The sequence below is a fragment of the Streptomyces cirratus genome, assembly GCF_014650775.1.
Lineage (GTDB): Bacteria > Actinomycetota > Actinomycetes > Streptomycetales > Streptomycetaceae > Streptomyces > Streptomyces cirratus.
On sequence record NZ_BMVP01000003.1, the window covers coordinates 1 to 24,392 of the forward strand.

The window sequence follows — 24,392 nt, forward strand, 5'->3', positions numbered from 1 at the left end:
GAGAGCTTCTTGGCGTCGGCGGCGGGGACGGCGGCCGGCTTGGCGTCGTCCTTCTTCGCCTGCGAGCCGTAGCCGCAAGCGGTGAGCAGCAGGGGGAGCGCCGCGGTGGCGGCGATGGCGCGCAGGGCGGTGAGCGGTCTTGCGGCAGACACGGGGGTGTCCTTTCAGGGATGGGCTTCGGGGGTGCGTGGAAGGGCGTCGCGACGGCTTCGGCGCGCGCGGCATCCGCGCCCGGCGTGTGCGCCGGGCGCGCGGTGGTGGGAACGCGGTGGTGGGAACGCGGAGGCGGGGGTGGTGGGCGAACCGCGAGCTGTCGCGCGGTCCGGGGCCGGTGTGGGGCCGGCTCGGCGTACGGGACGGCGTGGCGCCGGCCGTACTCCGTCCGAGGAGCCGAGCTCCCGAGGCGCCGTCAGGCAGGCTGACAGATGGCGCTGGACGTACGGCCCAGGTCGATGTGCCGGCGGGAGGTCAGGGGCAGCGTCCGGCCCGTCCGATGCGGTGATCGCATGGCCGCCTCCCTGATTCCTAGTTTTCCCACCTGGTTGGTAGGCATATTGGCAGACCGCCGGACCCGCCCCAAGAGGGTGACCAAATGGTGGACCATCTCGTCTCGTCACCTGAGAAAGTGCAGGTGGGGGCGATAATCAGGGATTGGTCCAGGCGTCCGGCGCGTGCGCGAGGCGGGAGACCTCGGCGGGGAGGTCGGACGATACGACGTCCGCGAGCGTCACCCCGTCGAGGATCTCCCGTACGTTGGCCCGCAGCGCGACCCACAGCGGCAGCAGCGCCTGGGCGGCACCGGTGTAGGAGAGGTCCGGCGGGCGGACCCCGCGCACGGAGACCAGCGGCCCGTCCACGACGCGGATCACGTCCGCGATGCTGATGGACCGGGCCGGCCTGGCCAGCCGGTACCCGCCGTTGCCACCACGCCGGCTGAGGACGAGACCGCCCCGGCGCATGTCGTTCAGGATGCCCTCGAGGAACTTGTGCGGGATGTCCTGGGCGTCGGCGATGGCCTCGGCCTTCAGCGGCTCGTCGTCCTGGGAGGCGGCGAGCTGCAGTGCGGCACGTACCGCGTAGTCCGCCCTGGCTGAAATCCGCATACGGGCATTATCCCGTACGGCCGCTCCCCGCGTCCCGCGCGGCCCCCGTGTCAGCGGAAGGCGGCCACCGCACGCGGGGAGCCGTTGAGGTAGTGCTCGCCGATGGAGCGCAGGCGTTGTGCGACCGGCTGCTGGGCAGTCAGCACTCGGGCGTTGCGCCAGAAGCGGTCCAGACCGGGAGCGTCGGCGAACTCCAGGACCCGGGCCGTGATGTGCAGTGCGGCCTTGGAGGTCACGGTCTCGGCCGTGGCGACCAGGGCGGCGATGCCCGCGGGTTCCTCGGCATCGAGCTGCTCGCCGGTGTCGAGGGCCCGCGCCATCACCGCCGTTGCCCGGTCGACCACGGCGCCGGCCGCCTGGGCCGCGGAGGCGAGTTCCCCGTAGGCCAGGAAGAGGTCCGGGTCCTCACCGGGCAGCCGGTGCGCGCGGCCGCCCCTGCTGAGATCGCGCGCTTCGCCGAGGGCGCCCTCGGCGATGCCGAGACCGACGTGACAGAGGGCGAGGCGCAGTGCCGGCCCGGCGAGCGCGGTGAAGGGCGCGGTCGACTCCTCGTCGTGGGGCCGGTGGCCCAGTACCTGTCCGGGTGTGACGGTGACGCGATCGAGGACGATCTCGCCCGCTCCGGCGACGCGTTGACCGAGACGGCCGGGAGCCGGCTGGACGCTCACGCCCCGCGCGCCGGACGGAATCCGTACGATCAGGACGTCGCCCGTCACGGCGCACGCGGCGTCCACCACGATCTGGTCGGCGGCGTCCACCGCCGTGTCCACGCGCCGGCGCCCGTTGAGCACGTAGCCCGTGGTGCGCCGCCCCAGCGTGAGGTCGGGTCGGTCACCGGCGTCGTCGGGGGCGGGGGTGTGCACGGCGCCGGTCCACAGCCACTGCTCGCGTACCGATTCCTCTTCGAGCGCGGTGGCGCGGTGGTCCGCCGCGTAGAAGCGCCCGTCCCAGGCGTGCGCGTAGTGGCGTGCGAGCACCTCGCCGAGCGAGCCGTCCGCCGCCGCGATCTCCCGTATGACGGCGCATCCGGTGCGCCAGTCCGTTCCACGGCCCGGCCGGGGCGGGGTGAGGGCCGCCGGCAGACCGGCCTCACGCAGTCGGGCCGTCTCGTCGATCGGCGGCCGCCCCGCCCGGTCACGGGCTATGGCGTCCGCGGCCAGGTCCTCCGCCACGTCGCGGGCGGTGCGCAGCAGCGCGAGGCGCTGCGCGGCGGTGGCGTGGTTGTCCGTGGCGCTCGGGGTCGTCGACATCGGCGTTACCGGCCGGCCGGGCGGCACGGTGCGGGAGTTGGGCGGACGGCCCTGTGCGGGAGGAACGAGGTGGTCATGTCGACTGCTCCGGGCGTTGTCGGGCTGCGCCGACCGGGTGCCGGGAGGCGCGCGAGGGGACGGAGGCCGGTGGGCGTGGGAGCCGATCGTGGCGGGGACCGTTCCCGGCGCCGACCGGAGTGATCCCCACTTTTCCCACCGGATTGATAGGAATACTTCCCCGAGGTGACCCTTCCGGCAAGACCATGACCGGATGGCGGACACAGTGATCTTGCGATGAGAGACGAAGCAGGTCGCGGGCCTGCCTCGGTCGATGGAGTCAGGCGCCGGGGGAGGTCGCCGGGTGCTCGTCGATCGGGCCGGCCGGGGTCTGGGGAGGGCTGCTGTCAGAGGGATGTGCCAGAGTCTGGGCATGCTTGAGGTAGTGGTGGAGACGGAGAACCAGGAGCGGCATACGCGGGTGTCCGCCGAGGAGTTGGCAGGGCTGGTCCGGCGGATCGGTGGTGACGGTGACCGGTTCCTGGTCGTCCAGCGGATACCCGATCTGCCTGACGTCTTCGTCCAGGTATGGCACGAGACCGGTGGCGACTACACGCTGGAACACCGCGACGGCGCCGCCGATCGGCACTTCCGGGCGGAGGTCGACGCGCCCGGGGCCGTGGTCGCGGCGATGACCGGCTGGGCCCGCCGGCAGGCCGGTTGGGACGGTGGTCCGGCGTGGTCGCAGCTGGAGATGGCCCCCGCCCGCGAGGCGCCGCCGCTCGACCTCGGCGAAGACGAGCGCGAGGAGTTGGAGAAGCGCGTCCGTGAGGTACTGCTCGGCGGCTACGCCACCCGCGCCGAACTGGCCGAGCTCGCCCAGGACTACCTGGTCACGAAGGACCGCCGGCCCGTCTCGCGCGAGCAGGCGCAGGCACTGGCCGACCGGCTGTGGCTGGAGCGGGTCGCGGAGCAGACCCAGTGGCAGGGCGAGACGGACCCCGAGCGAGTGACCCGGGCGTTCACCGCCCTCCAGGATGCCGGCATCACCGCCCGCGAGAACTTCACCTGTTGCCGTGGCTGCGGCCAGTCCGAGATCGGTGGTGAGGGCGGACCCGACGCCCGCGGCTTCGTCTACTTCCACACCCAGTGCACGGACTCCGCCGCGGCGGGCCACGGACTGACGCTCCTCTACGGCGGCTTCGACGGCTCGGCCGAGACCACTGCGGCCATAGGCAACGAGGTCGTGGCCGCACTCGAAGCGGTCGGTCTCCACGCCGAGTGGGACCGTGACCCCGGCCGGGCCATCACCGTCACCCCCCTGGACTGGCGCCGCCGCCTGGTCGGCTAGGGGCGGTGTGGGAGGAGGGCGCGGCTGCCCGGTAGCAGCCTGCCGCTCACGAGGGGGAGGTGTCCTTGGGAGAGGGCAGCCGGGCAGCCGCCGCGTGGAGCGAGCGCAGCGCCAGCAGCAGGACGCCGATGTCGTCCAGGTACACCGGATCAGGGATCAGGTCCACCGGCGAGAGCGTGTAGAGCACGGCGACCCAGAACAGGGCCTTGTCGCGCAGCGGGATCCCTGCATCGAGCAGCAGGCGCCGCGCCTTGAAGACCCGTACGAGGAGTACGGCCGCATAGAACGCGAGCCCCGCCGCGACGATCGCGGCCAGCGTGAGCCAGACCTTTGTATCCATTGCCGCCGTATGCCCGGACCGCGCGCCCGCGTACCGCAGCCGATCGGCCGTCCTGCGCGCGGCCCCCGGGGCAGGAGCCCCGATCCGTGCCCGGTGGGGGGCGAACGCCGGCTCACGGTACGTCCGGCGTCAGTCGCGGGGCACCGGTGGCTCGGGGCGGTGGGTGGTGGTGAGGTTGGTGAGTCCGGAGATGGTGAGCACCGGTTCCAGGAGGGGGTGGGCGATCAGCTCGATGCGGGCGGCATGGGGGAAGATCGCGCACAGGCCGGCGCTGTCGAGGTAGTCGACGCCGGTGAGGTCGAGCACGAGGGGCCCGGAGGTGCCGTGGAGGGCGTCGGCCAGGGCCTCGCAGTTGCTCATGTCGATCTCGCCGACCGCGGTCAGCAGCGACGTGCCGTCGTGCCGTCGCCCGGCGGTCAGGGTCAAAGGGGTGGTCATCAGGCGATCCTCGTGTGCATGTCGACAATGGTCCCGGTCGTACCGGGGGTGACGGTGACGTGCTGCATCAGCGCGCGCATCAGGCGGATACCGCGACCGCGGTGGGTGTTGAGCTCGGGTTCGGGGCTCTTCCAACAGCCGGTGTCCGCGATGGTCAGCCGCACGTTGTCCACGGACGCCTCGGCGCGAAACCGTACCGGCGCCCCCGGTGCGTTCCGGTGTCCGTGCTCGATGGCGTTCGCGCACGCCTCACCTGCGGCTACCAGGATGTCCTGGACGGTTCCGGGCGGCAGCTCACACCGGTCGAGCCAGCTCCGCAAGGCCTTGCGGACAGGAGCGAGCTGTCCCGATTCCGCGGGGAACGACATCTCCAACGGGGCCGGGTGGCGATACAGCAGCAGCGCTACGTCGTCGTCGTAGCCGCCTGCGGGCGCCAGCCGGGTCATGACGTCGGTGGCCAAGGCGTCCACGGCCGTGTTCCGGCCGTCCTGTAGTGCTTCGCCGGCCTCGTCGATGCCCACGCTGAGCGGACGGCGCCGGCGTTCGACGAGCCCGTCGGTGTACAGCAGGAGGGTGGAGCGGGCCGGGATGGTGCAGCTGCCTTCGGAACGGGTCCAGTCCTGGCGGACGGCCAGGGGCAGGGAGCGCCCTTCCTCCAGGAGGTGGGTGGTGCCGTCGGGATGGACCAGGATGCCCGGGGGATGTCCGGCACTGGAGTACGTCAACTGCCCGGCTTCGGCATCGAGGACACCGCAGAAGACGGTGGTGCACATCGCGCCCGGGACGCTCGCCGCGAACTTGTCGAGGGCCATGAGGGCCCGGGCGGGGCTGGCGTCCTGCAGCAGCAGCGCGCGGCAAGCGCTGCGCAACTGCCCCATGACGCTGGCGGCTTGGAGACCGCGGCCGACGCAGTCACCGACGACGATGGCGATACGGCCGTCGGGAAGGGTGACGGTGTCGTACCAGTCCCCGCCGACTTCCAGGGGTCGGGTGGCGGGTTCGTAGCGGACGGCGAAGCCGTCCGGCAGGTGGGCGGGACCGAGGATCGCGCGTTGCAGGGCGAGTGCGGTCTCCCGCTGCTGGTCGATCTGATGGGCACGGGCGAGGCCTTGGGCGAGGCGGCCGGCCAGCAGGGACAACAGCAGTTGGTCCTCGCTGGTGAAGGGGCGCTGTTCGCCCAGGTCGATCCACAGGACGAGGCGGCCTTCGGGGTGCTCCAGGAGAATGCCGGCGCCGGTGTGGTCGGTGGTGGGGGTGAGCACCGACTGCCCGAGCAGTCCGGTGAGCATCTCGCGGCGTTCGCCCGGGAGGTCCTGCCAGCTGGGTGAGGGGACGGTGGCAGGGGCCCACATGGTGGGTTCGTCGCCCCGGTCGAACACGGCGGCCACCACACACTCGGCGTGCCACAGCTTCTTGAGCTCGTCCAGGGAGCCGCCCAGTGCCTCGGGGAGGCTCGTGGCCTGGGACAGGCACGCGCCGAGGGCCGCGAGCGCACTCTCGCGCTGGATCGCGTAGTGCTCCGTGGTCACGTCGCGGAAGGTGCCGACGATCACGGTGCGCCCGGTGTAGGGGTCTTTGACCTGGTTGTAGGTGGCCCCGACCCATACCCGGTGTCCCGCACGGTGGGTGACGGGAATGGTGTAGCTGCCCTTGGGCTTGCCGAGCAGTTGGGCGAAGGCGTCCGAAACCTTCTGGTGGGACTCCGGATCGGTGTCGACGTCCGGCCACCAGGGGTGGACCGGCAGGTAGGGCAGGCCGTCGGGGCCGTAGCCGAGCATGTCGGTGAACGCCGTGTTGATCTCGATGACCGCGCCGTCCTCGTCGCAGACGAAGAAGGCTTCCTGTAGCGAGTCGACCAGAGCGGTGCGCCAGCGGGCGTGGTGGTTGCGCAGTCGGGCCAGCTCGACGTTGGCCTTGACGCGGGCGAGGAGTTCGGCGGCCGTGAACGGCTTCACGAGGTAGTCGTCGGCCCCTGCCTGCAGGCCTTCGATGGATGCTTCCTGGCCCGCGCGGGCCGACAACAACAGCACCGGCACCGATGCCGTCCGCGTGTCGGCGCGCAGCGCCGTGACCAGCGCCAGGCCGTCCAGGCGGGGCATCATCACGTCACTGACCACGAGGTCGGGCGCGTCCTTGCGGATGGCTGCGAGGGCCTGTTGACCGTCGTCGACGGCGTGGACCTGATACCCGGCGTCGCGGAGCAGGCGGGTGAGGTACTCGCGCATGTCGGCGTTGTCGTCGGCGACCAGGAGGCGTCCCGAGGTCTGCGGGCCGCCGGCGAGTGGGTCGGCGTCCGATCCCGCGTCGTCGACGTCGGCGGTTGCCGGAGCATGCTCGTCCGGCAGCCAGCGCAGCGCTTCCTGTACGAAGGGTTCGCCGATGGCGGGCGCCGAGGTTTCGGCGATGGGCGCCATGGGCCCTGCGGCCGGAAGGGTCCCGGCCGCAGGGAGGAGGGCATGCGGCGGCAGGTGGGCGGGTCCGAACGGCAGGCGGATGGTGAAGCGTGTTCCTTGCCCTTCGGTGGAGTCGGCGGTGATGGCACCACCGTGCAAGCCGACCAGTTCCTTCACCAGGGCCAGACCGATGCCACTGCCCTCGTTCGAGCGGGACCGGGCGTTTTCGACGCGGTGGAACCGCTCGAAGAGCCGCGGAAGTTCCTCGGCCGCGATTCCGGTTCCGGTGTCCTCGATGACCACCACCGCCTGACCGTCCTCGGCCCGCACCGTGACACCGACCGAGCCGGTGAAAGTGAACTTCAAGGCGTTGCTGAGCAGGTTGAGGACGACCTTCTCCCACATGCCCCGGTCGATGTACACGGGCTCGGGCAGCGCGGCGCAGTCGACGTGCAGGGCCAAGCCTGCTTTCTCCATGGCGGAGCGGAACACGCCGGCCAGCTCACCGGTGACGACGGCCAGGTCGACGGGCTCGTACCTCGCCTGCATCCGGCCGGCTTCGAGGCGGGAGAAGTCCAACAACGTGTTGACCAGCTTGCCCAGACGCAGGGTGTTGCGGTGAATCACCCCCAGCTCCTCGCGTACGCGCGGGTCCGCGTCGGCGAGACGGTCCTGCAGTTCCTGCACCGGCCCGGCGATCAAGGTGAGGGGGGTGCGGAACTCGTGGCTGATGTTGGAGAAGAACGTGGTCTTGGCCCGGTCCAGTTCCGCGAGCTCCTCCGCCCGCCGCTGTTGTGCCTGGTAGCTGCGGGCACTGGCGATGCCGGTGGCGACGTGCCCGGCGACCAGTTCGACGAAGCCGCGGTAGTCCTCGTCGAAGGGACGGTAGCGGTTGAGGCCGGTCACCATGAACCCGTACGGCTCACCGCCCTGTTGCAGGAGCGGGACCACGACGGCCTGGGCGGGCGGGCGGCCCCCGCCCGTGGTCGGCAGGTTCGTCCAGCCCCTGTCTTCCAGCGACACCACCACGGACCGTCCACTCGCGGCAGCAGCCGTCGGCCACTCGGCCGCCGATCCGGCGGGAAGGGTTTCGGGAGCGGCCGGATGACCGGCCGGGATCGCGGTGGTGGCGACCAGGCGGGCGCTGCCGTCGTCCTGGAAGAGGTAGGTCAACGCGAAGGGCAGGTCCTGCGGGTTGCGGCCGAGTTGCTCGTTGGTGAAGCTGAGCATCTCCTGCTCGGTGCGCACGACGCTGGGATCGGAGCCCAGGTCGCGCAACGTCGCCATCCGGCGTTCCGCGATGACCCGTTCGGTCTCCTCGCTGACCACGCACAGCATGCCGGCCGGGTTCCCGGAGTCGTCGCGCAGCGGGCTGTAGGAGAACGTGTGGTAGGACTCCTCGGTATAGCCGTAGCGTTCCAAGAAGAGCAGCAGGGCTTCGTCCCAGGTCGCCTGCCCGGCGGCCAGGACGGCGTCGATCCGCGGGCCGATGTCGTCCCAGATCTCCGCCCACACCTCGCGGGCCGAGCGTCCCAGCGCCCACGGGTACTTGTGGCCGAGGGTATTGCGTCGGTAGGCCGCGTTGCAGAAGAACGTCAGCTGCGGGCCCCAGGCCATCCACATGGAAAAGCGTGACGACAAGAGGATGCTCACGGCCGTTCGAAGGCTCTGGGGCCAGGTGGCGGGCTCTCCCAACGGGGTCGCGGCCCAGTCGACGAGGGCCAGGTCCCGGCCGATCTCCTCGTCGGCGCTGAACACGTCGGCCCCGCTCGGGGGCGGCACCGCAAAATCAGCGTCTTCCGAAGTCGTCACCACACGCCCTTTCCCCGCGTCAGCCCCTGCCCGCAACCACCACGTGTCGGCCACGTCCGATGTGCCGGTTGACGGCACGCCGTGGCCCCGGTGCCCGCGGGCGCCTCAAGTGGTTGCTTCCTGCCCGGCAAAGGTCGACTTATGTATTCGGGGTGGTGTGATCGACGCGCCCGGTCACGGAGTGCAGGCCGGCGCCGACGATCCCGCACAGCGCGATCACGGCGGCGGCCGCGAGGAGGCTGCCCCACGGCAGGGGGCCGGCCGGCCGGACCGATCCGGCAGCGGTCAGGACGTCGAGCAGTACGGTCGACGCCGGGCCGAAGGTCCGCGTCCGGGGGTGGGCCGCTGCCGCAGCGACGAGCCCGAAGGCAGTGATCAGCACAGCCGTCGGGGCCTGCCAGGTGTTCATGCCGGGCCGCCCTCGCCGCTGTGCGGGGAAGCGGTGTCGTCTCGTTCGAGTTCGGGTCGCCCATGGGCGATTTCCCGGCTGAGGAAGCAATTGAGCGCGGTCCTTCCCGAGCCGGGTGGTGGCGCGCGTCCACACGGTGCCGATCCGGAGCGCTTCCATCGGCGGCGCGCGGGCAACAGCCACACCGGCGAGGTCGGCGCGACGCGCTGCGGCCCGGTTTCGGACGGCGACGCCGTGGTCACACGTGAGAGGCGGTGGTCACCGCACTGCCCAGCCGAGCCACTGCCCTTCTCCGCTCCGTTCCGCCCCGTTCCGTCCTCTCTCTCCTCCCCGACGACCCGAAAGTCCGATCTCCCGTGAGCATGCAGACAGAACAGTCACCGCCCGACGCGCCCGCGACCCCGCTCAAGCGCGCACTGACCACACCCCTGCTGTACTTCTTCATCCTGGGCGACGTCCTGGGTGCAGGGGTGTACGTCCTCATCGGCCAGGTCGCGGCGAAGTCGGGGGGTGCCGTATGGGTGCCGCTGGTCGTGGCCCTGGGGCTCGCGCTGTTGACCGCGGCCTCCTACGCGGAGCTCGCCACGAAGTACCCCCGCTCCGGCGGAGCCTCGTACTACGCCACCCTCGCCTACGGGCCGTTCGCCGGCTTCGTCACCGGCTTCTGCATGCTCGCGGCCGGCATCGTCTCCGTCGCCGCGCTGGCCCGGGGCTTCGCCGGCACGTACCTCACCGCGTTCGTCACCTTGCCCGCCGCCCTGGTCGCCGTTCTCTTCCTCACCGTGCTCGCCCTGCTGAACGCGCGCGGCATCAGCGAGTCCACCCGCGCCAACGTGGTGGCCACGGTCATCGAGGCGAGTGGGTTGTGCCTGATCATCGGCCTGGGCGTGTGGCTCGTCGTGCGGGGCGACGGCGACCTGGGCAGGTTGACCCAGCTCGGCACGCCCGAGAAGGGCCCGGTATCGGCCGCGCTCAGCGGGGCGGTGCTCGCCTACTACTCCTTCGTCGGCTTCGAGACGTCCGTGAATGTCGCCGAGGAGACCCGCAACCCCCGCCGCGCCTACCCGCGAGCCCTGTTCGGCGCCCTCGCGATGGCAGGATTCGTTTACGCGGCGGTGGGCGCGGCGGCCTCGGCGACGGTCCCCACCAGCATCCTGACCGGGTCCGACGGGCCGCTCCTCGAAGTGGTCCGAGCGGCCGGCGCCGTACCCGAGTGGCTGTTCTCTGCCATCGCGCTGGTCGCGGTGGCGAACGGGGCGCTGCTCACCGGCATCATGTGCTCGCGCCTCGCCTTCGGAATGGCCCGCGAACGGCTCTTGCCCGCCTTCCTCACCCGGGTACTGCCGCGACGTCGCACCCCTTGGGCCGCCATCGCGGCCACCACGGCGCTGTCCCTGCTGCTCGCGCTGACCGGCGACATCGAGACTCTGGCCGCGACCCTGGTGGCGCTCCTCCTGGTGGTGTTCTTCACCGTCAACACCGCGGTCCTCGTCCTGCGCCGTGACGGCTCGGGCAACCGCTCGGCCGAGGGCGCGGACGACCACTTCAAGGTGCCGGCGGTGATCCCCGTCCTCGGGGCGCTCTCGTGCGTCCTCCTGGCGACCCAGGTCGAGGGTGCGGTGTGGGTACGCGGACTCGTCCTGCTGGCGGTGGGGGCGGCGCTCGGCCTCGTCGCCGCGCGACGCGGGTCCTCCTAGGCAAGCTGCCAGAGGTGGCCGATCGGCCTCCCCGGACCTCCCTCGGCGCTGGCCTCCCGTGCAGGCGCCCGGATGCCGAAGACACCGAAGGCCCCGTACGGTCCGCCACGCCCCTGCGGCCTGCCCGTAGCCGTCGGCCATGCGCCGAAAAGCGGACGCGCCGGCGCCCCGGGCGCTCGCGGCCCCAGGTGTGCTGCTTGACCGCGAGAGCGGCCCGCAGGACCGGAACGTGGTGGCGCACAATTTCGTCGGTCGGCATGGAGGCGAGCCGCTCGAGCCGCATCATGTACAGCGCCTGGCTCCCTCAGCGGCGTCGCGGTCCGAGCGGCGGGGTGCCGGCGGCCGCGGGAATCGGGACCCGGGAAGCGGCGTTATGCCACGCATGGTCGACGTACCACCGCAGGGGCATGAAGGCCGCGGCCTGCCCACCGTGGGGACCGCCCGCGCCCGCCTGACGGCCGACCGCGCAGACACCCTCGCGCGGGCAGCCGTGCTGAGCCGTGATTTCGACGGGATCGTCGCGGCCAACGCCCTGAGCGCGGTCGACGACGAGCACGATCCCGAGGGAGGCAGCACGGCCTTCGAGCGAGCCCACGTGGCCTCCCTGATGGCGCAGGCGCGCGAGCACCTGAGAGAGCTCGACGGAGCCCTTGAGCGACTCGATCAGGGGCGGTACGGACGGTGCGAAGGCTGTGGCGGGACGATTCCACCAGAGCGCCTGGAGGTCCGTCCGGCAGCCACCACGTGTGTGCGCTGCGCCGCCCTGTCAGACCTGCGCCGGGTGCAGCGCCCGCACTGATCGCCGCGCCCGGCGGCACTCCCGACCGGTCGGCGCGTCGAGGTCGTGGTCGCGGTCTTCCGAGGACGGGCGTTCCGCGCCGCTCATCCGGAGGACCTCCACGTGCAGGCCAAGGGGCGGGGCAGCGCTATTTCGTGTGCACGACATTCACAGGATGTCGTACCGTGGAGCCGATCCTGCGCCGGAGGACTGTCGCAGGCGTTCGGGAATCCCGATTCCTTCTCTGCCGACTTTGAGGTGACTTCCTATCCCCCAGGCCCTGTAGCGGTCCGCGTTCCCCCACGTTCTGATTCCTCGAACGTGTCCGGGGGCGGACGTCGCACTGGCCTGAGTTGCGTCACCCTCCCCCGTGGTTCCCCGTCCTTTCCCGGGTGCAGCTCTGCCGTCTGCCCCGGGTCTCGTGATTTTCGGCCCCGACGCCGCTGTCGGCAGGGCTCCCCCGATCGCCATGCATCAGGAGCCCTCGTGCCCTCCCCCGCCCTCGGCAACCAGCCGCAGCAAACCCCCGAGCCATCGGCCCGCACCGCATCGGGCCGGGCGCCGCACAGCGCCCCGGCTGCCCGGATCGCCCTCGCGGTGCTGCTGGTCGCCAAGCTCATGGACATCCTCGACCAGTCGGTCGCCCTTACCGCCCTGCCCGCCATCCAGGAGTCGATCGGCGCCGGACCGGCGGCGGTGCAATGGGTGACCGCCGGCTACTCCCTGACCGTGGCCGTCGGTTTGATCACGGGTGGAAGACTCGGCGACATCCACGGCCGCCGCAAGGTCCTGCTCGTCGGCACCGTCGTGTTCGTCGTGGCCTCGCTGCTGTGCGGCATCGCCACCGGCCCCGGTGTGCTGATCGCCGCCCGCGTGCTCCAAGGCGCCGGAGTCGCCCTGATGATCCCGCAGGTCCTGGCAACCCTCCACGTCACCCTCGACGGCGAGAACCGCAGCCGGGCCTTCGGTCTCTACGGCGCCGTCCTGTCGCTCGCCAACGTCATGGGGCCGGTGCTGGGCGGTCTCCTCACCCAGGTGGATCTGTTCGGACTGTCGTGGCGGCCGATCTTCCTGATCAACGTGCCCGTCGGGCTGGCCGTGGTCCTCGTCGGCACGAGGTTCATCCCCGAGTCGACCGCGCGGACGGCCGACCGGCTCGACCTCACGAGCATGCTGTTGTCCGCCCCGGCCGTGGTCCTGATCATCTTGCCGCTCACCGAGGGCCACGCCCACCACTGGCCACTGTGGTGCTTCGCCTCGCTCGCCGCCGGACTTCTCGTGCTCGGCGCCTTCCTGCGCCGACAGCAGCTCAGGAAGGACGACGCCCCGCTCGTGGCGCTGTCCCTCTTCCGGGGCAAGCAGTTCTCCGGCGGCCTGTCCGCGCAGCTGACGCTCGGCCTGCTGTGCGGGCTGTTCTTCACGACCTGGACTCTGTACCTCCAGCGCGGGTTGGCCATGAGCCCGCTGGTGGCCGCCGCGGCCTTCGTGCTGCTCGCTCTCGGCGAGCTGGTCGGTGCGACGGTCGCGATGAAGACCGCCGGTCGCTTCGGGCGTCGCCTGCCCCAGGCCGGCTCCCTGATCGCACTCGCCGCGATGGGGGCATACGGGCTCCAGGTGAGCGGCCGGCAGGCTGACCTGACCATCCTCGCGATGACCGTCCCGGTCATACTGATCGGCTTCGGCCTCGGCATGGTCGGCGGACCGCTCGCCGACATGTCGCTCGCCGAGGTCCCGCACGAGCAAGCCGGCTGTGCCTCGGGCCTGTTCAACACCGCGATGCATCTGGGCATCGCCTTCGGCTCTGCACTGACCGCGCTCGTGTTCTTCTCCACGACGGGCGGCTCGGCTGACGGCGTGGTCAACCGCGATGCGTTCGCGGGCGTCCTGTGGTGGGCCGGCGGCATCGTGACCCTGATGTGGGCACTGATGTTCCTCCTGCCCGAGCGGGCGAACAGCCAGGCCGGCTGAACCACTTCGGTCGAGGTGCCCGCCACCGGGCACCCGCGCCCCTCCCCCTCCGCTCCGCGATGGCCCGCTCGCCCGCGTCACCCCCCGGTGGCTCCGGGCGGAGCGTCAGGCCACGGGGAGCCGGTCGAGGAACCCGAGGACCGAGGTGATCCGGCCGTCCTCGGCCAGCGTGATCACATCCGATCCGGCGACCGGAGCGGAGCCGTCGGCGGTGGACACCAACTCCCAGCCGAAGCGGGCGATGTGATGGTTTCCGTCCACCTCACCGGCCCGCGTGAACCGGTGGCCGGGGAACTGCTCGTGTACGGCCCGGATGACGGCCGCGATCGCCTCGTGACCGCGCACGTCGGCCAGCGGGTCGGTGTACGTCCCTTCCTCGGACCAGGCCGCGGCGACCGCCTTGGCGAGCCCGTCGGCGTCAGCGGCGTTCCACGCCTCGAAGTAGCGGGCGACGGCGGCTACGTACATCGTCATGGCAGGCTCCTGTGACGTGAAGTGGCTTACGAATGAACGGAGTCGTATCGGGTTCGAAGCCGGAGTGCGCCGGCCCCGAACCCGATGGCTCCACTCTGCCGCGCTCCGCCCGACCACGCGATTACCCACGAGGTAATGGCGCCCCCGCCCACTGGGGGCCGAACCGCACACCGTTAAGAACTGCTGCGGGTCGACCACCCGCAGGTCCGGCGAGTCGTGGGCGCCCGATGACCGCCGCCGGCACGTGGTCAGGTCGTTCGCGCCACACCGCACATGGACGCGGACGCGGACGCGGAGCGCACCGCATTCCAGATCGACGCGGTCCTCCTCACGACGAACACCGCGCGGCTCGATGACGCCGTGGCAGGGAACAGGAACGGGAAGGTCGTTGCCGGTTTGCCGGCGCCCCGCGCTGAGGGCGTTGGCGATCTGATCGGGGACCCTCGGGTCGGCCTCGACGCGGTCGGCCCGGTCGTGCCCTTCGGGAAATGGATCGCGCTGTCGAGGGTGTGGGTGGCCGACCCGGACCGGATCGGCCTCGGCGCCCGCAGCGGCGCGGCCGCCACCGCGGCCTGCGGTCCCGGTCACGGACAGGCCGTGACCGGGACCGCAGGTTCAACTACCGCAGGAGGTACCGGTCGCCGTCAGTTCCGGTACCGGAACACGATCCGGCCGCGTGTCAGGTCGTACGGCGGCAACTCCACCAACACCCTGTCTTCCAACATGATCTTGATGTAGTTCTTGCGGATCTTCCCGCTAATGTGGGCGAGCACCTGATGGCCGTTCTCCAGCTCCACGGTGAACATGGCGCTGCGCAGGCACTCGACGACCCTGCCCTCGACTTCGATGACGTTCTTGTGCTTCGTCATCGCACCAGCTCCAGGTTGCTGCTCATCGGCCGGGCGCCGATGCCGTCGAACAGGGCCGTGGCTGCTCGGTTCGACTCGTCGACTTCGGCCCAGGCCGTGGCGCACGCGGATCGGTGCAGCGTGCCCAGCGCGTCGGCGAGCAGTGCCCGCGCGATGCCGCGGCGTTGCTCGTCGGCCCGGACCGCTACCAGCCCGATGCGCGGCCGTTTCACCCTCACCACCCGGACGAGTCCCAGGTAGCGGTCCGGCGCCGCGGCCACCGCGTACTTCGTCGGGTCGACGATGGTGTCGCCCTCGGGGCGGGGAATCACCTCGGCGGCCATCGACTGCCATCCGACGGTCGCCTCCACTTCCTCGCGGATCGCGCGGTCCACCGCCCGCAGCAGGTTCTCGTCCGCCTGACCGGCGCTCACGATCGTCACGCCCGAGGGCGGCACGACCATTTCAAGCCCTGTGACCTGCGGGTCGGTCGGCACGACGTACTCCCACTCCCGGCGCCGGATCGTGAAACCGGCCCGCCGCCAGCCGGCCGTCAGCTCGACGTCGGCTTCGTCGACCACCGTGTACAGCGGCGCTGACAGTGCTGCCGTCATCGCCTCGGCCAATCGGTCGAAAATGACGTCGTGCCAGGCATCGATGACGACGAACAAGCGCCCGTCGGCCCGGTGTTCCGCGTGCCCGCGGCCGACCACCAGGTCGTCATCCAGTGCATGCCATTGCCTGTCCGCGACGCGCGTGATCACCACTGCGTTGTCGCCCAGGCCAGATGTGTAAGGCTTCGTGTTCATCGGAGTCTCCCTCCAGGAGTGCCTCGATCTCAGGCGCTCCTGGCGACGCCGAACGTCAGCCGCCAGACCGTGACGGGTTGAGGGAGCACCCATGGGTAACTGTGTTCACGGGTCTCACCTCCATACGACGATTTCACGGTCCACCGCGAAAGTAACAGCGGGGCACCGCCGGCCTCAAACCCTTTTTCCCACGGACCCGTACCGCCGAACAGCACGCTCCAAGCTCCCCCCGGGAGCCTCGGTGGACAGCCGGATGCCGCCGGCGCACACCGACGGAAGCATCCGCAAAGCGCGAGCCGCGGGGAGCGGGTACCAGGAATCCCGACCCGTACCCGGCGAGCAGCCCACGCCCTTCCCTTGCGATCGAGCGGCCCGAGGGCGGCTGGTTTCGCCGGACGTGGCAGACCGGGATGCGCGCCGTGCCCGAGGACCTGCGAGGTCCCAGCCGTTCGCGACCGGCATCTACTGCCTTCTCCACCCGGGCGAGACCTCTCGCTGGCACCGTGTCCGCTCGGACGAACTGTGGCTGTGGCACCGGGGCGGGGGGAACGACAACTAAACGTCCACGGCTGCGCCTTGACCGGCCCTTGCCCCCGGAGGCGACGGCGTGGCGGTCCCGGGAGCCGGCCGCGCCGCCCGCCCTCGCTCAGGCTCGTCCCAGCAGCGCCGCTCCGGCGACGGCATCACTGCGCGCCGTGAAGAACTGGGTGAACGCGGTGACGAACTCCCCCTCGTCGATCCGCCCGTCCCCGTCGACGTCCAATTCCCGGAAACCGTCGTTCAGTTCGGCCGGGTGCACTCGGGACCCGCCGAAGAGCACCCGGTACTCGTCCGGACCCAGGTACCCGCTCCCGTCGGTGTCGGCAGCCCGGAACAGAGCCCGCACCGCGGGTACCAGCCCCTTCTCCAGGTACTCCGGGTCCTTGTCCACGCCGGCCAGCATCGCGCCGACGAACTCCGCGCACGTCACGGCGCCGTCCCCGTCGGTGTCAGAGCTCTGGCGCAACTGCTGCCACCACCCCTCGAACGCGCTGTACAGCACGTCCTCCCGCTCCACGGGCAGTTCGAGCCGCCAGCACATGGTGTGGACCATGGCCTGGAGGTCGGCGGAGTCGACCCGGCCGTTGCCGGTCTGGTCCAGAACCTGGCGGAAGAAGCTCTCCAGCCGGGCCGGACGGGAGTCGACGCTCCTCGGCCGCGGCACGCGCGCGGGCGGCGCGCCGCCGGCCTCGGAGCGGTGGCGGTAGCGCACGCGGTCCGGTGCAAGGTTCATGGCGTGACGCAGCCCGTGGTGCAGCGTCCACGACAGGGCGGTGCCCGCGCGCCCTCGGGACGTCCCGAACCGCTCGTGCCAGGCCGGTGGCAGATCGCTGACGGTCAGGGTGGTCAGCGTCCACGCGATCACCGCCCGCAACGCCGGCCACGCGGGCCCCAGCCGCGCCAGCCGTCGCGGTACGGGCGCCTCGCGCAGCATCTCGTAGAGCAGGTGGCGGACCTCGTCGCCGTACTCCAGCACCTCCCGCACGTGCCGATCGACGTACGCGGGGACCTCCGCGGCACTCGCCGGGACCGCCTCGCGGGGAATCCCGAGCGCCCCGCACACTTCCAGGAACTCGCCGTACAGCACGTCGAGCTCGCGCGCCGACAGCGGATCGCCGCCCAGCTCGCGCATCGCGGTCATGGCCTCGTACAGCGTCACCATCACCCAGCCGCGCACCTCGGGATCCTCGGCGGAGAATGTCCGTCCGGCCGCGTCGGTCCCCCGGATCCGCCGGTGCGTCCTGGCCAGCCGCGCCACTTCCAGCTGCCGCTCCTCGGGCCCGGCGAAGAACAACCGGCTCCCGCTCTCCATGGTGTGCTCGATCCGCCGCCAGGGGTGCGCGCGATAGGTGGAGTACCGGTCCATCCCGGCCGCCACCACCGGGTGTGCGATCTGCAACACGAGCAACCGCCAGGCCACCAGCCCGATCCGCCGCTCTCCGAGCGTCCGCCGCAGCAGGGTCTCGACTTCGGGTGACGCCACAGAGGACACAGGAGACTCCCCGTCTCACTAGAGAAACCACATCACCCCCTACAACGCCACCACTCGCCATCCCGCCCCACCCACCACTCTGACGTGCGTCTCCCCGAACACCCGCACGCCCCTCCGCTCAGGGGAGCATCCGCGTCCGACGTCAGGCGTGGATCTGGTTCCGGGGCCAGGACGGCCACCGGCAGATCGGCGCAGCAGCCGCGCTCTCAGACGGGGCGGATGACCAGCAGGCTGCCTGAGAGACCCCGGGACCTGCCGTCACCGATGGCGGATCCGATCCGTACGAGGCGGCCGAGGACCTCCGGTGTAGGAATCCACGAGGCGGGCAAGTGCGCTCTCATGATCATCACTCTGCTGTTCCTTCTGCCGCTGGGCCTGGCCCTCCTGCTGTCGACGACCGGCGAGCGCAGGCGCGGACACCATCGCCACACGCGCTGATCCGTGTACGTCTTCGCGACAAGGCCCTTCACACCACTCCGTGCCGACTCTGCGCGGCGGTCCGTCGTAGGGCGAGAACGGTGAGGAGGGCGAACGCTGCCACCGCGGTGAGGGTGCGGGCGTCGTTGTACGTCTCTCAGCGGCGCGGTATCGCCACCTGGTCGGCGGGCGCTCCGGTGGCGGGCAGGGGCCTGTTCGGGTGAGGAAAGATCGATTCGGCAGGGCTAGGAGGGTGTCCCGAGGCCGGCATGCCGGGAAAGTGGCTTCCGCGCCTTTTCGTTCTTCCGAAGGGATCCTCTGATGCGTTTGCGCAGTGCCGCCGTCGCCGCCTTCGGCGCCTTCACCCTCCTGCTGGCCGTCCCCTCGTCGGCCTCGGCCGCCATGGGAGAGTTCCAGTACACGTTCGTCGGCCTGGACGGCACCCCGCAGCAAGCGTCCCTGCACGACCCGGCGAGCGGTGAGTGCGTCAACCTGCCCGAGGTGTCCGACCCGTCCGCCAGCGAGCCGGCCCACTCGCCGCGCAACAGGACCACCTCGACGGCCACGGTGTTCACGGAACCGGATTGCACGGGCGACGAGTTCTCGCTGCGGCCGGTTACGGGCCGGGGCTCGGAACGACTGAAGGTCCGCTCGGTCGTCTTCAGCTGAGCGGGCCGGGGCGGGGGCCGGGGTCGGCATCGAACGTCAGGGGCCGGACTTCACGGCGGACAACATTGGGGACGGCCATGGAAGAGGTCATCCTCCGTTACGAGGGCATCGAAGTCGAGTAGTGGTCCGGCGTTCCGGCTTCGCCGGGCAGTGAGCACAGCGGTGCGGGCCGTCGTCGGGTGAGGGTGGCGGCCACACTGCTGCGCCGGCCTCCGGTCGACTGGGACGGGGCATCTCCAGGTCGTTGAGGTGGTCGCCGAACACCAGCGTCTGGGCGGGGGTGATGCCAGGCCGCGCTGGAGGCGGCGGAGAGCGGCGCCCTTGTTGACGGTCCGGTTCACCACGTCGATCCAGTGTTCGCTGGAGACGACGACCTGGTGGGTGCCGGTGAACTCGGCGAGGGTGATCGTTTGACAGTCGACCTAGTCGACCTTCGTCCCGGTGCCTTTGCTCCTGGTCGAAGTTCCGTCCGGGGCGAAAGAGTCGTGGAAGGTGAAGGCGTGCGCCGCGGAGCCGTGGTCGTGGAGGTGTTCCAGCCTTGAAACCCCATCCCGCCAGGTGGGTATCACGCCGTCGGAGACCCACCAGCACACGTAATTCGGGTGTCCTGCCCTCTCGAACCAGTCGTAACGCCTGTTCAGCGCCTCACGGTGCAGACCGGTGTAGACGGCCTCGAAGGCGGGGCGCAGGTCGGTCCAGAGTGAGAGTGTCGCGGCCAGGGCGGTGGTTTCCACCGTACGGCCCTTGCCGTACCAGGTCGGCACGGTGAACTCTCCCCATGCACCCCAGTCAGCGTCGAAGAGCATGCCCCGGTCACCGTCTGCCGCTTCGGCACGCGCGAGGTATCCCGGGTGCTGACTGATCTTCCGGTAGACGGCCTCACCGATGTCGTAGAACTCGCGCGTGAGAGGTGCGGGATCGGCGAGAGGTGACTTGAGGACGCCGAATGTGTACAGAGCAAGATGGGGCATGTGTCTCTCCCTGGTTGGGGCTGCCTGGCGTGGACCCGGTTCGGTGGCTTACGCATGGGGGCGCGGGTTCGCGGGCGTGACCGACTCGTCCCGACGCGGCCGGCCCAGCCTGGAGGAACCCCTGTGCGGCCGTGGCGACCACCGAAGACCAGATGAAGGTAGCTGCCTCTGCGAGCCATGTCGAAGTTGCAATTCCCTTGTCCAAGTGGCCTCTTGTACAAGTCCGCGCGGGAAGAGGAGCGGTGGCGCTGCCTACCTGCCGTGGAATTGCGCATCGGTCCGTCAAATGCCGCGAAGCAGCATCGACAACCCCGCTCAAGCCGGTGTGCCGGGTCGACGCCAGCGGCGTTGCCGGTGTCGACCGGGTTGGATGAGGGAGCGACTGAGTTCACTGTCAAAGGCCACCTGATCGGGCAGCGCAGCCAGGCGCGGCGAGGCGGCTACGCCGACCCTCGCGGCGGAGCCCGTCATCGTGAGCACGCGCGAAACTTCCGCATGGTTGCCGTCATGGGGGTTTGTGGTCGTGACGTTCTCTGACCCGGGACGGCTGGCGCATGATCTGTACGCGGCCGCGAGCCTTCGCCGGCCACCGATCTGATCATGCACCGCTACGGGGTCGGTCACCCCGGCCGTCGTCGTGAACCCTCCCGGCGAGGGTTCGTACGACCCGCGCGACGAGATCCCCACCGCCTACGGGGCGGACTCCGAGCTGCGGCTCCTCCTCCGGGACGAACACGGGTGTGGGGCGACCTCGCACTGCTGGCCACCGACGGCGCCGGTCCGGTGCCGTCGGTGGCTGCCGTGCTCAATCCTTCGCCCGATGCGTTCCGTCCCGGGCGCCGTCGCCGTGGACGCGCCGTCTAGGGTGCGGGAATGACCTCGCGCAACTACCTTTCCGAACTGTTCTCTCTGGATGGCCGGGTCGCCTTGGTGACGGGCGGCAGTTCCGGCATCGGCCGGGCCATCGCAGGGGCTCTGGCGCGAGCGGGGGCGAGCGTGGTGATCGTGGCGCGCAAGGAGCCGGAACTGGCCGCCACAGTGGCCGAGTTGACGGCAGACGGCTGCCGGGCGGCTTGGGTGAGCGCCGACCTGAGCACCCGCGACGGGGTGCGCGCTGCGGCGGATAAGGCAGCCGCCGTGTTCGGCGAGCCCGACATCCTCGTCAACAGCGCCGGGATCAACCTGAGGCCGCCGATGGGCGAGCTGAGCGAGGAGGTATGGGACGCCACGATGGCGGTGAATCTGGAGGCGCCCTACGTATTGGGCCAGCGGTTCGGGCCCGGCATGGCCGAGCGGGGCTTCGGGCGGATCATCCACATCACCTCCCAGCAGGCCCACCGGGCGTTCGTCCAGAGTGGGGCTTACGGAGTCTCGAAGGGGGCGCTGGAGTCGCTGGCCCGCTCTCAGGCCGAGGCGTGGTCGCCCCACGGCGTCACTTGCAACACGCTGGTGCCCGGCTTCGTCATGACCCCGCTCAATGTGCGGCTGTCGTCCGACCCGGACAAGGTGGCGGCGCTGGCCGAGCGCACGATGGTCGGGCGCAACGGCCTGGCCGAGGACTTCGCCGGAGCGGCAGTGTTCCTGGCCGGCCGCGGATCCGGCTACGTCACCGGGCAAGCGATCTTCGTCGACGGCGGGCTGTCCGTCCACTGAGCCCCAGCACCGCACGCATCAGATCCGGCTGGGGACCGCGACCAGGGCCTGGGCCGCGTCACCCACACCTACGCGGTCGCCAAGCTGAACCAACAGGCACAGCACCGGGTACGGGGACAGGGGCCCTCTCAGGCGCGCATGCCGCCGTCGACCCGCAGGACCGTGCCGGTGACGTAGGAGGAGCGGTCGCTGAGGAGCCAGGCGGCGGCCTGGGCGATCTCGTCCGGATCGGCGGCGCGGCGCAGCGGGGTCTGGGCGTTGAGTTGTTCGATGGTGCCCGGTGACTTCTCGTCCCACTCGTACAGCATCTCGGTGAGCGTGGTGCCGGGCGCTATGGCGTTGACGCGGATGCCCTCCGGTCCGTATGTGACGGCTGCCGAAGCGGTCAGGCTGTTGACCGCCCGCTTCGCCGCGCCGTACGCGGGGAGCTGGGGATTGCCCATCAGGCTGCCGACGCTGGAGGTGTTGACGATGGCCCCACGCTTCGCGGTGGCGCGGATGGCTGCGACCTCGGCGGACATGGCCAGCCACGGGCCCTTGAGATTGACCGCGCAGACGTGGTCGAAATCGGCTTCCGACAGCTGGTCCATCGGGCCGGGCGGCTGGCCGGTCGCGCCGTTGTTGAAGGCCACGTCGAGCCGGCCGTACAGCTCGACTGTCCGGTTGACGGCGGCACGGACGCCTGCCGGGTCGGCCAGGTCGCAGACCACGTAGTCCGCGGTGCCGCCGGCGGTCCGGATGTCCTCGGTGACCGCCTTGAGCTGGGCCTCGGTGCGTGCCGCGAGGAGCACACGGGCACCCTCCCGGGCGAACAGCCGCGCCGCCGCGGCGCCGATGCCGCGACCGGCGCCGGTGATGAATGCGACCTTGTCGGTGAGCAGGCCCGAGGTCGGGGTGGAGGTGGTGGGTGTGTTGTTCATGCCGACGAGCCTGCGCCCGGCCGGCGTGCTCAGCCAGGCCCCGCTTGTACCTGGCTGGGTGCCCCGGTGCCCGGGCACACTGGGGAGGTGGACCGACGAATACGACGAGACCTCGGTGGCTTCCTGCGCAGCAGGCGCGAGCGCATCCTCCCCGCCGACGTGGGGCTGCCCGCCGGGGTGCGCCGCCGCACCCCGGGGCTTCGCCGCGATGAGGTGGCGCAGCTGGCGTTCATCTCGACCGAGTACTACACGCGACTGGAGCAGGCCCGCGCCCCGCGCCCCTCTCGCGATGTGCTGGCCCAACTCGCCCGCGCGCTGCGTCTGTCGGACGCCGAGCGCGATCACCTCCACCACCTGGCCGGCGCCCCGCCCGGACCGCGGCCCGGGCCGTCGCGGGAGGTACGGCAGAGCATCGTCGACCTGTTGCAACGGCTCCCGGAGGCCGCGGCGATCGTGATGTCCGCGACGTACGAGGTCATTGCCTGGAACGATCTGGCCGCCGCCCTGATGGAGGACTTCTCCGCCCTGTCGCGTCGGGACCGGAACCTCATCCGACGCGCCTTCCTCGGCCCGCACCGGACCGGTCGACGGCTGTACGGCGTCTCGGACGCCGACGAGTTCGCGCGGACGTCGGCGCAGCACCTGCGGGCGGCCGCGGCCCGCTACCCCGACGACCCCGAGGTGACCGGACTCGTCGAGGAACTCCGCTCCGGTAGCGCGGAGTTCAGCCGCCTGTGGGCCACCCACGATGTGACCGCGCGCCCTACTCTCTGCAAGACCTTCGAGCACCCTCTTGTCGGCCCTGTGAGTGTGAACTGCGACGTCCTGGACATCGCCGACCGGGACCAGCAGCTCGTCATATACACCGCCGCCCCCGGTTCGCCGTCGGCTGAGGCACTGCGTCTGCTGTCCGTCATCGGCACGCAGCGCATGGGCGCGTCCGATGGCTGTAGCGGGTCGGAGCCCGACCCGCTCTCCGAGGGGCGGACACCCCGCGCGTAGGCGCTTCTACTGGTGAGCTCGCCTGATCAACTGCCCCGGTTCCTCCTGGAGTCCGGCCGGCATCCGCTTGCAGGAGTCTCGGCATCCCCACCCGGCCGTGGTTCGTTCACGCCCGTCCGCCTACGGCCTCTGCCGAGCACGGCACCCGCTGTGCCGGATGGCCGCGTCAGTGGTAGGGACTCCAAGCGCCGAACCGGCCAGGCGGTCGGGTACCTGACCGGTGTTCAGGCCGAGTGCGGCAGTCACGGATTTCGGGGCGGGACCGGTTGCGGCTCAGGTGGGCTGGGGGGCCGGGGCCGGGGCCGGCAGTCTCGTGGGGCCGCGCTGCTCCGGGGCGAGGACGTCCAGCTCCTCCAGGGCCCCGAGGGCGATCTGCCGCGTCAGCGCCTCCGCACGTTCCGCGTCCCCCTCTCGTACCGCCTCCGCGACCCGTACGTGCAGGGTGACTGCGGCCGGGTCGGGGTCGTGGAACATCACGGAGTGCTCGGTGCGCCCGGTGAGCACCTCGGCGACGACGTCTCCCAGGCGGGCGAACATCTCGTTCCCGGAGGCGTTCAGCACCGTGCGGTGGAAGGCGATGTCGTGGTGGAGGTAGCCCTCCAGCTGGTGGCCCCGCGAGGTGCGGACCATGCCGAGGGCGGCTTCCGTGAGCTGCGCGCACTGCTCGGGAGTGGCCCGGGCGGCCGCCAGGCCCGCCGCGACCGGTTCGACGGCCGAACGGAGCACCGTCAGTGAGCGCAGTTGGCGGGGGCGGTCGGCGCCGGCGAGCCGCCAGCGGATGACCCGGGGGTCGTAGACGTTCCACTCCTCGTCGGGGCGCACGGTGACGCCCACCCTGCGGCGGGACTCGACGAGCTGCATCGACTCCAGGACGCGGACCACTTCGCGGACGACGGTGCGGGACGCCCCGAAGCGCTCGGCGATCTCGTCCGTGCGCAGCACGCTGCCCGGCGGGTACTCCCCCGCCGTGATCGCGAGGCCGAGGGTGTTCAGCACCTGGGCGTGGAGTCCTGCTGCCGGACTGCCTTCGGTCGTCATGGCGTAAGCGTACGGTGACGGGC

Annotated in this window: 23 protein-coding genes and 1 pseudogene; 8 read left to right on the plus strand and 16 right to left on the minus strand. The window is 71.0% G+C overall.

The genetic code is table 11. The annotated features are described in order from the left end of the window. Window positions 1-409 precede the first annotated feature (409 nt). From IE207_RS34065 to IE207_RS09590, 3 genes are read right to left on the minus strand one after another with little or no spacing between them, the layout of a single operon-like run. Entirely contained in the window at window positions 410-604 is a 195-nt protein-coding gene (locus tag IE207_RS34065; RefSeq protein ID WP_373304693.1) for a putative leader peptide, read from the minus strand. Window positions 605-644: 40 nt separating this feature from the next. Beyond that, complete coding sequence (locus IE207_RS09585) at window positions 645-1,103, minus strand: RrF2 family transcriptional regulator (protein WP_190183654.1); 459 nt, start codon at window positions 1,101-1,103, stop codon at window positions 645-647. A gap of 50 nt (window positions 1,104-1,153) precedes the next feature. After that, window positions 1,154-2,353: an acyl-CoA dehydrogenase family protein gene (locus tag IE207_RS09590; protein ID WP_190183655.1), complete on the minus strand. Its 1,200-nt coding sequence runs from the start codon at window positions 2,351-2,353 to the stop codon at window positions 1,154-1,156. Window positions 2,354-2,783: 430 nt separating this feature from the next. Between IE207_RS09590 and IE207_RS09595 the strand changes: the two genes are divergently transcribed. Next, a complete protein-coding gene (locus tag IE207_RS09595; RefSeq protein ID WP_190183656.1) occupies window positions 2,784-3,701 on the plus strand; it encodes a DUF6891 domain-containing protein in 918 nt (305 codons plus the stop codon). Window positions 3,702-3,747: 46 nt separating this feature from the next. On the opposite strand, the gene IE207_RS09600 is transcribed toward IE207_RS09595, so the two are convergent. The 4 genes from IE207_RS09600 to IE207_RS09615 all read right to left on the minus strand — a co-directional run bounded on the left by IE207_RS09600 (window position 3,748) and on the right by IE207_RS09615 (window position 9,093). Beyond that, window positions 3,748-4,041, minus strand: coding sequence for a YkvA family protein (locus IE207_RS09600; RefSeq protein ID WP_190183657.1), 294 nt, complete (start codon window positions 4,039-4,041; stop codon window positions 3,748-3,750). Window positions 4,042-4,170: 129 nt separating this feature from the next. Beyond that, window positions 4,171-4,479: an STAS domain-containing protein gene (locus IE207_RS09605; protein ID WP_190183658.1), complete on the minus strand. Its 309-nt coding sequence runs from the start codon at window positions 4,477-4,479 to the stop codon at window positions 4,171-4,173. Continuing rightward, a complete protein-coding gene (locus IE207_RS09610; RefSeq protein ID WP_190184186.1) occupies window positions 4,479-8,684 on the minus strand; it encodes a SpoIIE family protein phosphatase in 4,206 nt (1,401 codons plus the stop codon). The genes IE207_RS09605 and IE207_RS09610 overlap by 1 nt, the downstream gene beginning before the upstream one ends. Before the next feature lie 139 nt (window positions 8,685-8,823). Beyond that, complete coding sequence (locus IE207_RS09615; protein WP_190183659.1) at window positions 8,824-9,093, minus strand: hypothetical protein; 270 nt, start codon at window positions 9,091-9,093, stop codon at window positions 8,824-8,826. Window positions 9,094-9,455: 362 nt separating this feature from the next. On the opposite strand from IE207_RS09615, the gene IE207_RS09620 reads away from it, so the two are divergent. The 3 genes from IE207_RS09620 (at window position 9,456) to IE207_RS09630 (ending at window position 13,536) form a co-directional block, all read left to right on the plus strand. Next, on the plus strand, window positions 9,456-10,790 hold the full coding sequence (locus IE207_RS09620) for an APC family permease (RefSeq protein WP_190184187.1): 1,335 nt from the start codon (window positions 9,456-9,458) through the stop codon (window positions 10,788-10,790). A 382-nt stretch (window positions 10,791-11,172) separates the two neighbouring features. Continuing rightward, window positions 11,173-11,589 carry a TraR/DksA family transcriptional regulator gene (locus IE207_RS09625; protein ID WP_190183660.1) on the plus strand — a complete coding sequence of 139 codons (417 nt, stop codon included), beginning with the start codon at window positions 11,173-11,175 and terminating at the stop codon, window positions 11,587-11,589. Window positions 11,590-12,054: 465 nt separating this feature from the next. Beyond that, window positions 12,055-13,536, plus strand: coding sequence for an MFS transporter (locus IE207_RS09630; RefSeq protein ID WP_190183661.1), 1,482 nt, complete (start codon window positions 12,055-12,057; stop codon window positions 13,534-13,536). 105 nt (window positions 13,537-13,641) lie between these two features. Here IE207_RS09630 and IE207_RS09635 read toward each other — a convergent pair whose 3' ends face one another. The 3 genes from IE207_RS09635 to IE207_RS09645 all read right to left on the minus strand — a co-directional run bounded on the left by IE207_RS09635 (window position 13,642) and on the right by IE207_RS09645 (window position 15,667). Further along, on the minus strand, window positions 13,642-14,010 hold the full coding sequence (locus IE207_RS09635; protein ID WP_190183662.1) for a nuclear transport factor 2 family protein: 369 nt from the start codon (window positions 14,008-14,010) through the stop codon (window positions 13,642-13,644). Window positions 14,011-14,654: 644 nt separating this feature from the next. Continuing rightward, window positions 14,655-14,879, minus strand: coding sequence for a translation initiation factor IF-1 (gene infA / locus IE207_RS09640; protein WP_123758744.1), 225 nt, complete (start codon window positions 14,877-14,879; stop codon window positions 14,655-14,657). Further along, window positions 14,876-15,667 carry a GNAT family N-acetyltransferase gene (locus IE207_RS09645; RefSeq protein ID WP_190183663.1) on the minus strand — a complete coding sequence of 264 codons (792 nt, stop codon included), beginning with the start codon at window positions 15,665-15,667 and terminating at the stop codon, window positions 14,876-14,878. Before IE207_RS09645 ends, infA begins: the two co-directional genes overlap by 4 nt. A gap of 253 nt (window positions 15,668-15,920) precedes the next feature. Between IE207_RS09645 and IE207_RS33030 the strand changes: the two genes are divergently transcribed. Next, entirely contained in the window at window positions 15,921-16,226 is a 306-nt protein-coding gene (locus IE207_RS33030; RefSeq protein ID WP_229873665.1) for a cupin domain-containing protein, read from the plus strand. An 87-nt stretch (window positions 16,227-16,313) separates the two neighbouring features. Here IE207_RS33030 and IE207_RS09655 read toward each other — a convergent pair whose 3' ends face one another. Together IE207_RS09655 and IE207_RS33745 are read right to left on the minus strand one after the other, a co-directional pair. Beyond that, the gene (locus IE207_RS09655) at window positions 16,314-17,699 is read right to left on the minus strand and encodes an oxygenase MpaB family protein (RefSeq protein ID WP_190183664.1); all 1,386 of its coding nucleotides are present in this window, start codon (window positions 17,697-17,699) and stop codon (window positions 16,314-16,316) included. Window positions 17,700-17,905: 206 nt separating this feature from the next. Then, window positions 17,906-18,040, minus strand: a complete 135-nt coding sequence (locus IE207_RS33745) for a hypothetical protein (protein ID WP_268250181.1) — start codon at window positions 18,038-18,040, stop codon at window positions 17,906-17,908. 397 nt (window positions 18,041-18,437) lie between these two features. Between IE207_RS33745 and IE207_RS09660 the strand changes: the two genes are divergently transcribed. After that, complete coding sequence (locus tag IE207_RS09660; protein ID WP_190183665.1) at window positions 18,438-18,785, plus strand: hypothetical protein; 348 nt, start codon at window positions 18,438-18,440, stop codon at window positions 18,783-18,785. Window positions 18,786-19,016: 231 nt separating this feature from the next. Here IE207_RS09660 and IE207_RS33035 read toward each other — a convergent pair. Then, a pseudogene (locus IE207_RS33035) lies at window positions 19,017-19,186 on the minus strand (HAD hydrolase family protein); the annotation flags it as partial. 21 nt (window positions 19,187-19,207) lie between these two features. Then, window positions 19,208-19,756, minus strand: a complete 549-nt coding sequence (locus IE207_RS09665) for a DUF3291 domain-containing protein (RefSeq protein ID WP_190183666.1) — start codon at window positions 19,754-19,756, stop codon at window positions 19,208-19,210. Between the two features lie 873 nt (window positions 19,757-20,629). On the opposite strand from IE207_RS09665, the gene IE207_RS09670 reads away from it, so the two are divergent. Continuing rightward, entirely contained in the window at window positions 20,630-21,409 is a 780-nt protein-coding gene (locus IE207_RS09670) for an SDR family NAD(P)-dependent oxidoreductase (RefSeq protein ID WP_190183667.1), read from the plus strand. Between the two features lie 128 nt (window positions 21,410-21,537). Here the strand turns inward: IE207_RS09670 and IE207_RS09675 are convergent, their stop codons facing one another. Next, entirely contained in the window at window positions 21,538-22,329 is a 792-nt protein-coding gene (locus IE207_RS09675) for an SDR family NAD(P)-dependent oxidoreductase (RefSeq protein ID WP_190183668.1), read from the minus strand. Window positions 22,330-22,416: 87 nt separating this feature from the next. Between IE207_RS09675 and IE207_RS09680 the strand changes: the two genes are divergently transcribed. Next, window positions 22,417-23,331 (plus strand): helix-turn-helix transcriptional regulator, encoded by a 915-nt coding sequence (locus IE207_RS09680; protein WP_229873566.1) that lies wholly within the window; start codon window positions 22,417-22,419, stop codon window positions 23,329-23,331. Window positions 23,332-23,604: 273 nt separating this feature from the next. Here IE207_RS09680 and IE207_RS09685 read toward each other — a convergent pair whose 3' ends face one another. Next, window positions 23,605-24,369 carry a FadR/GntR family transcriptional regulator gene (locus tag IE207_RS09685; protein WP_190183669.1) on the minus strand — a complete coding sequence of 255 codons (765 nt, stop codon included), beginning with the start codon at window positions 24,367-24,369 and terminating at the stop codon, window positions 23,605-23,607. Window positions 24,370-24,392 lie beyond the last annotated feature (23 nt).

Bases quoted from the DNA above. Each gene is read 5' to 3' on its own strand.
- IE207_RS09660 (WP_190183665.1), top strand. From the start codon at position 18,438: ATGCGTTTGCGCAGTGCCGCCGTCGCCGCCTTCGGCGCCTTCACCCTC.
- IE207_RS09600 (WP_190183657.1), bottom strand. From the start codon at position 4,041: ATGGATACAAAGGTCTGGCTCACGCTGGCCGCGATCGTCGCGGCGGGG.
- IE207_RS09585 (WP_190183654.1), bottom strand. From the start codon at position 1,103: ATGCGGATTTCAGCCAGGGCGGACTACGCGGTACGTGCCGCACTGCAG.
- IE207_RS33030 (WP_229873665.1), top strand. From the start codon at position 15,921: ATGCCGCCGGCGCACACCGACGGAAGCATCCGCAAAGCGCGAGCCGCG.
- IE207_RS09670 (WP_190183667.1), top strand. From the start codon at position 20,630: ATGACCTCGCGCAACTACCTTTCCGAACTGTTCTCTCTGGATGGCCGG.
- IE207_RS09645 (WP_190183663.1), bottom strand. From the start codon at position 15,667: ATGAACACGAAGCCTTACACATCTGGCCTGGGCGACAACGCAGTGGTG.
- IE207_RS09675 (WP_190183668.1), bottom strand. From the start codon at position 22,329: ATGAACAACACACCCACCACCTCCACCCCGACCTCGGGCCTGCTCACC.
- IE207_RS09605 (WP_190183658.1), bottom strand. From the start codon at position 4,479: ATGACCACCCCTTTGACCCTGACCGCCGGGCGACGGCACGACGGCACG.
- IE207_RS09620 (WP_190184187.1), top strand. From the start codon at position 9,456: ATGCAGACAGAACAGTCACCGCCCGACGCGCCCGCGACCCCGCTCAAG.
- IE207_RS09685 (WP_190183669.1), bottom strand. From the start codon at position 24,369: ATGACGACCGAAGGCAGTCCGGCAGCAGGACTCCACGCCCAGGTGCTG.
- infA (WP_123758744.1), bottom strand. From the start codon at position 14,879: ATGACGAAGCACAAGAACGTCATCGAAGTCGAGGGCAGGGTCGTCGAG.
- IE207_RS33745 (WP_268250181.1), bottom strand. From the start codon at position 18,040: ATGAGAGCGCACTTGCCCGCCTCGTGGATTCCTACACCGGAGGTCCTC.
- IE207_RS09595 (WP_190183656.1), top strand. From the start codon at position 2,784: ATGCTTGAGGTAGTGGTGGAGACGGAGAACCAGGAGCGGCATACGCGG.
- IE207_RS34065 (WP_373304693.1), bottom strand. From the start codon at position 604: ATGGTCCACCATTTGGTCACCCTCTTGGGGCGGGTCCGGCGGTCTGCC.
- IE207_RS09635 (WP_190183662.1), bottom strand. From the start codon at position 14,010: ATGACGATGTACGTAGCCGCCGTCGCCCGCTACTTCGAGGCGTGGAAC.
- IE207_RS09590 (WP_190183655.1), bottom strand. From the start codon at position 2,353: ATGTCGACGACCCCGAGCGCCACGGACAACCACGCCACCGCCGCGCAG.
- IE207_RS09665 (WP_190183666.1), bottom strand. From the start codon at position 19,756: ATGCCCCATCTTGCTCTGTACACATTCGGCGTCCTCAAGTCACCTCTC.
- IE207_RS09625 (WP_190183660.1), top strand. From the start codon at position 11,173: ATGGTCGACGTACCACCGCAGGGGCATGAAGGCCGCGGCCTGCCCACC.
- IE207_RS09615 (WP_190183659.1), bottom strand. From the start codon at position 9,093: ATGAACACCTGGCAGGCCCCGACGGCTGTGCTGATCACTGCCTTCGGG.